The 286-nt window shown below is 39.9% G+C and carries 1 pseudogene; it reads right to left on the reverse strand.

The features are described from left to right. Positions 1–286, reverse strand: a pseudogene (locus FS608_RS29845) (aminodeoxychorismate synthase component I); the annotation flags it as partial.

Raw genomic sequence — 286 nt, forward strand, 5'->3', positions numbered from 1 at the left:
AGCTTTTCAATATAACGCATACAGTCATAACTGAAATAGCCAATTGCACCACCTTGAAAAGGCGGGTACTCTGGGTTATAGTCCGTCTTCCATTGTTCCATATATTCTTGCATTAAATCTAACGGATTCCCTCGTTTTATTGTTTCCTTACCACTTTCACTTATATGTAACGTTTCATCCTTCCCTCGGATTACCGCTACTGGGTTCAGCCCTACAATGTTATAACGACCGCCACGGCCACTTTCTAACAAAATATGTTGCGATTTACCCTGAGAAAGAAATTTAT

The organism is Bacillus sp. X1(2014) (assembly GCF_007678255.1).